Here is a 6000-nt window from a genome sequence, read left to right on the forward strand (position 1 = left end):
TACAGTAGTTAGTAGCTGATTGTTAATTGTTAATTGTTCATTGCGATTAACCATTAACTATTAACTACTACCCATCCCACAGTTTATGACTGTATGCTTATTGAAGAAACAGATTTGCTATCGCCTTTGGAGTTCCAACTACGGCGTGCAGCATCCACAAATTGACTGACGCGAATCGGGTCAATAGGTTGCTCGCGGCGTCCTTGGCGTTTCAAGGAACTAGAAACGATCGCACCATCTGCCGCCTGCATTAGTGTAGCAATATTTTCCCAAGAGGCTCCACTACCAATAAATACGGGCGTACCTGCTGCCGCTTGTGAAGCCAATTCCAAATCTTCTAGATTTGGTGGACTGCCAGTAGCCCAACCAGACAAAATCACAGCGTCTGCTAAACCACGCTCAATAGTATCTTGCACGGCAACAGTCAGATTTGGAGAACTCAAAGGGCGAGCGTGCTTGACCAAAACATCAGCGAAGATTTTGATATCGCTACCCAACTCCCGCCGATAGCGCAGCAAGTGATGGGCTTCTCCTTCAATTAAACCCTGATCGGTTGCCATTGCACCACTAAGCACGTTAACGCGGATGAATTGCGCTCTCACACAACTGGCTATTGCCATTGCACTTTTGGCGTCGTTCCGTAAAACATTGATCCCGATCGGCAACGTCACCAAATTTTGTATGCGCTGCACCACCACAGTCATTGCACTCACAACAGCAGGATCGACTTGATTTTTAGGAAACGGTGCATCAAAAAAATTTTCCACTATGATGCCATTAACTCCTCCACTGGCCAAAGCTGTTGCTTCCTGCTCGGCACGGTCAATCACTGCTTTTAGGCTACCTCCCCAACGGGGCGAGGTAGGTAGCGGTAGTAAATGAACTACACCAATAATCGGTTTTTGGGTTTTAAATAGCTGATATAAGTCCACGTCTTTAAAGAAAGCTACACAAAGTCCACAGCCAATCGTCAATAGTCAATTGTCAATCGTCAATGGTTAAAATCCTATAGATTATGACTTTTGGACTATGAATTTTGGACTTTGGACTCTTGACTTTTGACTAACTCTTCAAATTTGTTTTGTATTTGGTCGGTTTAGTGCTTCCCCCTTAGGATGGAAATTGGCGTCAAACCTTCCATAAGATATGTTAAGATAAAAACTGGCTACAAGAGGAGTTTGCAACTCACAAGACGCACACGACGCCAAGCAGTGAGGGAGTCGGGGTCTTGGTGGTTTCCGTCGTAGACGCGGTAAACGCAGAGCGCCTACCGTAAGTACGGCTTCCCGTAAGGGCAGATGAACCCCCAAACTCAGAGGTCTTACCGCAAGGTGGCTGTTTCCCGTTGAGCAGGCAATTAGCCTGTCATCTTTAGTTCAGACCAGGTCTGAATAAAATGGTAGCATTACCGCCATACAAGGCGTGGTTTTGTGCGTAATTTTCCTATATGGTAGCGACTTCTCACCACAAACCCTTTAGGGTAAAGTGGCTCCCTTTAGGGTAGAGTAGATTCACAACGCACGCGCCACGGTAATGTAAAATACCAAAAGGCGATTTGCTTAACAAAACTTATAACTGTCTATTTTGCCTAAAGACCGTATGTTTTTCCCTTGGAAAGCACAATTGTAGAGATATCATAGCACGATCCTTTCGATCCTTTATATTCATTGGGGTCATAGATTCCTGTCGGTAACTATGACTTTTACGGACATCGGTGAAGAAGCTCGTTTCTTCATATAGAGGTGTCCGAGATTGGAAGTTGGAGCTTGAGTGTTGGACGAAAAAACAAAACTGAAAAAACTGAAAAAATTTTTTATAGTATGGGTGATAAACCAACAATTGCAATTTCTCACCTGGGTTGCGAAAAAAATCGAATTGATACAGAGCATATGCTTGGACTGCTAGTAGAAGCAGGCTATGGTGTAGATAGTAATGAAGAGTTAGCAGATTACGTTATTGTTAATACCTGTAGCTTTATCGAAGCAGCTCGCCAAGAATCTGTCAAAACCTTGGTAGAACTGGCAGAAGCAAATAAAAAAATCGTCATTACAGGCTGTATGGCGCAGCATTTCCAGGAGCAGTTGTTGGAGGAGTTACCGGAAGCTGTGGCAGTGGTAGGTACGGGTGACTACCACAAAATAGTAGATGTAATTGAGCGGGCAGAACAAGGCGAGCGCGTCAAACAGATTAGTGCCGAGCCAACTTATATAGGTGACGAAACTACACCGCGTTACCGCACTACAACCGAAGGCGTAGCCTATCTGCGGGTAGCAGAAGGATGCGATTATCGTTGTGCATTTTGTATTATCCCGTATTTGCGGGGAAATCAGCGATCGCGGACGATAGGATCGATTGTTGCCGAAGCAGAGCAGCTTGCCAATCAAGGAGTGCAGGAAATCATTTTGATTTCCCAAATTACGACAAATTATGGTTTAGACATTTACGGAAAGCCTAAATTAGGCGAATTGCTCCGCGCTTTAGGGAAAGTAGATGTACCGTGGATTCGGATGCACTACGCCTATCCCACGGGACTAACCCCAGATGTAATTGCGGCAATTCAGGAAACACCCAATGTCCTACCATATCTGGATCTACCATTGCAACATTCCCACCCTGAGATTCTGAGGGCGATGAATCGTCCTTGGCAAGGGCAAGTGAACGATGCGATTATTGAACGCATCAAGAAAGCAATACCACAAGCGGTGCTGAGGACTACTTTTATTGTCGGTTTTCCTGGTGAAACCGAGGCGCATTTTGAGCATCTGTTGCAGTTCGTAGAGCGCCATGAATTCGACCACGTTGGCGTTTTTGCGTTTTCAGCGGAGGAAGGAACACCAGCTTACAACCTACCCAATCAATTGCCGCAAGAAGTGAAGGATGAGCGGCGGGATGTATTGATGGAGTTACAACAGCCAATTTCTCATCAGAAAAATCAGCAGGAAGTTGGCAAAGTAGTTGCTGTATTAATCGAGCAAGAACATCCTCAAACAGGGGAATTAGCCGGTCGTTCTGCCAGATTTGCTCCAGAAGTGGATGGGCAAGTTTACGTTCAAGGAACTGCAAGATTGGGAACAATTGTACCAGTAACTATCAAAGCAGCTGATACATACGACTTGTATGGAATTGTTAGTAGTTAGTAGTTACTAACTGGTTATCTACCACTAACTACTATCCACTGTACGGGCGGGTTTAAAAGAGAAATTGTCGGTTTTAACTGAAAAATCATCAATGAAACCCGCTTCTACTAACTCATAAAAAATTCAATCTAAAACATAGGAGAGTTGATGACCCTTTTATTTCAAGAACTAGGCATTTCACCAGAGCTCATTGAGCAACTAGAAAAACTTGGTTTTACCGCACCAACAAATATTCAAGCACAAGCGATTCCACAACTTTTAGCTGGTCGCGATGTAGTAGGTCAATCCCAAACTGGTACAGGTAAAACAGCAGCTTTTTCTCTGCCAATTTTGGAGCGGCTGGATGCTAGTCAAAAGGCGGTACAAGCCTTAATTTTGACTCCAACTCGTGAGTTGGCAATTCAAGTTCAAAATGCTGTCTGTGAGTTTATTAGTAGCCAAGGACTGCGTGTTTTAGCAATTTATGGTGGTCAATCAATTGACCGTCAAATTTTACAACTAAAACGTGGCGTTCACATTGTTGTGGGTACGCCAGGACGGGTGATTGATTTGCTAGAGCGGGGTAGCCTGAAATTAGATCGGGTGAAATGGTTTGTGTTAGATGAAGCCGATGAAATGTTAAGCATGGGCTTTATCGATGATGTTGAGAAAATTCTGTCTCAGGCTCCACGAGAGCGGCAAACAGCTTTATTTTCAGCGACAATGCCGCCATCAATTCGACAGTTGGTTAATAAGTTTCTCAACGATCCTGTAACAGTGACTGTCGAACAACCAAAAGCGGCTCCTAACAAAATCAATCAGGTAGCTTACGTAGTACCGCGTCAATGGTCAAAAGTCAAAGCTTTGCAGCCAATCTTGGAAATGGAAGATCCAGAGTCGGCTCTCATCTTTGTTCGCACCAGACGTACTGCGGCTGAACTTACCAACCAATTGCAAGCTGCTGGGCATAGTGTTGATGAATATCACGGCGATTTGTCACAACAGGCACGGGAACGGCTATTGACAAGGTTCCGCAATCGCCAAGTGCGTTGGGTAGTAGCCACTGATATTGCTGCACGGGGTTTGGATGTTGACCAATTATCCCACGTGATCAACTTTGATTTACCTGATAGTGTAGAAACTTACGTTCACCGCATCGGTCGTACAGGACGTGCAGGAAAAGAAGGTACAGCAATTACTTTAGTGCAGCCATTTGAGCGCCGCAAACAACAATTGTTTGAACGCCACGTGCGTCAGAATTGGCAAGTGTTGTCAATTCCCACACGGGCGCAAATAGAAGCACGGCAGTTAGAAAAACTGCAAGTGCAAGTGCAAGAAGCTTTGGCTGGTGAAAGAATGGCTTCATTTTTGACTATTGTTAGCCAGTTGAGCGAGCAATATGATGCTCATGCGATCGCCGCAGCAGCATTACAAATTGCTTACGATCAAACTCGTCCAACTTGGCTGCAATCCGAAGCTGATTTTCTAGAAGAGGAAATCAATCACTCATCCAAACCCAAATTACGGAATGGGCGTCGGGAAGGAAATGGAGAACATCGCTCCCGTCGTTCCTCTTGGAATTCATCAGACACGCGTGCAAACGATGCAGACAAACACGGCACTCCCAAGCCCAAATTGCGGACAGCACGGCGTGAACATTCGATGACTCCGAAGAAGCTAGGTTCTCCTACAGCTAGCGAATCAGCCTCGTAATTATTTGGTCGTTAGTCAATAGTCAATAGCCAGAACTTATTGGTGAAAAACTCTAGACTGTTGACTATAGACTTTGGATGATTTAGTAATATACAGTGACTTGACTTGATTACTTCAGCCAAGGACGGCTAAGTTTTTCTAGCTGGGTGATTTCATCATCAGTTAATTGCCAACCCAGCGCACCAGCGTTATCTCGTACTTGCTGGGCTGTCTTTGCTCCAGCAATGGGAATAACGTTGCCTTTGGCAATTAGCCAATTTAAAGCTACTTGGGCAGGAGTACGTTGGTGTTTTTCCCCCAATTGACGTAGCAAAGATATTACTGGTTCAATTTTTTGCAAGCCTTCTTTACTAAATCTTGAATCTATTTTTCTGGCACCACTGGGAGTTTCGCTGCTATTGGGAGTGTATTTGCCAGTGAGTAATCCTTGAGCCAAAGGACTGTAAGCCAAAATTGTTACGCCCAACTCGCGGGCAGTATCGAGAATACCGTTAGTTTCGATTTGGCGAGTTAGCAAAGAATAGCGCACTTGATTGACAGCTAAGGGTACACCACGACGAGCTAAGATCTGGTGTGCTTCTCGCATTTGCTGTGCTGAGTAATTACTCACACCTACTGTCTCAATTCTGCCCCGTTCCACTTCATCTGCTAGGGCATTCATTAGGGTTTCTTGGCTCATGAAAAAGGTAAAAGGCCAATGTACTTGGTACAAGGCTACTTTTTGAACCTGCAAGCGCTTGAGACTTTCTGTTAAAGCATCGGCAACAGATTGACTAGTGATCCGCCAAGGGAAAGGCCCGTATTTGGTAGCAATTTGCATCTTCTGTTCGGTTTTTTGCATGAATTGCCCCAGCAATTGTTCAGAAACTCCAAATCCATATACCTCAGCGGTATCAAAAAATGTGATGCCAGCTTCAATAGCTGCATCAAAAGCAGCTTGCAACTCTTGTGGGCCGTAGTCATTGCCATAATTCCAAAATAGCTTATCGCCCCAAGCCCAAGTACCAATACACAAGGGTTTCACAACTGACCCGTTGTGTCCTAATGTGATGTTTTCCACTTTCAAGAAATATTTATTTACATTTATTTACTTTCTTAGTTTAACTTTACATAATAGATTGCGATCAGTAGAAGGCAGAGGGCAGAAGGAAAGAAAATATAGAAAATATAA

Annotated in this window: 4 protein-coding genes; 2 read left to right on the forward strand and 2 right to left on the reverse strand. The window is 44.3% G+C overall.

The genetic code is table 11. The features are described from left to right. Nucleotides 1-83: 83 nt before the first annotated feature. The gene (gene btpA, locus UYC_RS0105180) at nucleotides 84-932 is read right to left on the reverse strand and encodes a photosystem I biogenesis protein BtpA (protein ID WP_016873586.1); all 849 of its coding nucleotides are present in this window, start codon (nucleotides 930-932) and stop codon (nucleotides 84-86) included. Nucleotides 933-1820: 888 nt separating this feature from the next. On the opposite strand from btpA, the gene rimO reads away from it, so the two are divergent. Both rimO and UYC_RS0105190 read left to right on the forward strand, forming a co-directional pair. Further along, nucleotides 1821-3137 (forward strand): 30S ribosomal protein S12 methylthiotransferase RimO, encoded by a 1317-nt coding sequence (rimO, locus tag UYC_RS0105185; RefSeq protein ID WP_026087370.1) that lies wholly within the window; start codon nucleotides 1821-1823, stop codon nucleotides 3135-3137. 147 nt (nucleotides 3138-3284) lie between these two features. After that, nucleotides 3285-4829 (forward strand): DEAD/DEAH box helicase, encoded by a 1545-nt coding sequence (locus UYC_RS0105190; RefSeq protein WP_016873588.1) that lies wholly within the window; start codon nucleotides 3285-3287, stop codon nucleotides 4827-4829. A 109-nt stretch (nucleotides 4830-4938) separates the two neighbouring features. Here the strand turns inward: UYC_RS0105190 and UYC_RS0105195 are convergent, their stop codons facing one another. After that, a complete protein-coding gene (locus UYC_RS0105195) occupies nucleotides 4939-5889 on the reverse strand; it encodes an aldo/keto reductase (RefSeq protein WP_026087371.1) in 951 nt (316 codons plus the stop codon). Nucleotides 5890-6000: the final 111 nt, after the last annotated feature.

Origin of the sequence: Chlorogloeopsis fritschii PCC 6912 (assembly GCF_000317285.1) — a bacterium.
In the GTDB taxonomy this organism is placed as follows: Bacteria; Cyanobacteriota; Cyanobacteriia; order Cyanobacteriales; family Nostocaceae; genus Chlorogloeopsis; species Chlorogloeopsis fritschii.

Excerpts from the sequence above, each read along its gene's own strand:
- rimO (WP_026087370.1), top strand. The coding sequence starts at position 1,821 with ATGGGTGATAAACCAACAATTGCAATTTCTCACCTGGGTTGCGAAAAA.
- UYC_RS0105190 (WP_016873588.1), top strand. The coding sequence starts at position 3,285 with ATGACCCTTTTATTTCAAGAACTAGGCATTTCACCAGAGCTCATTGAG.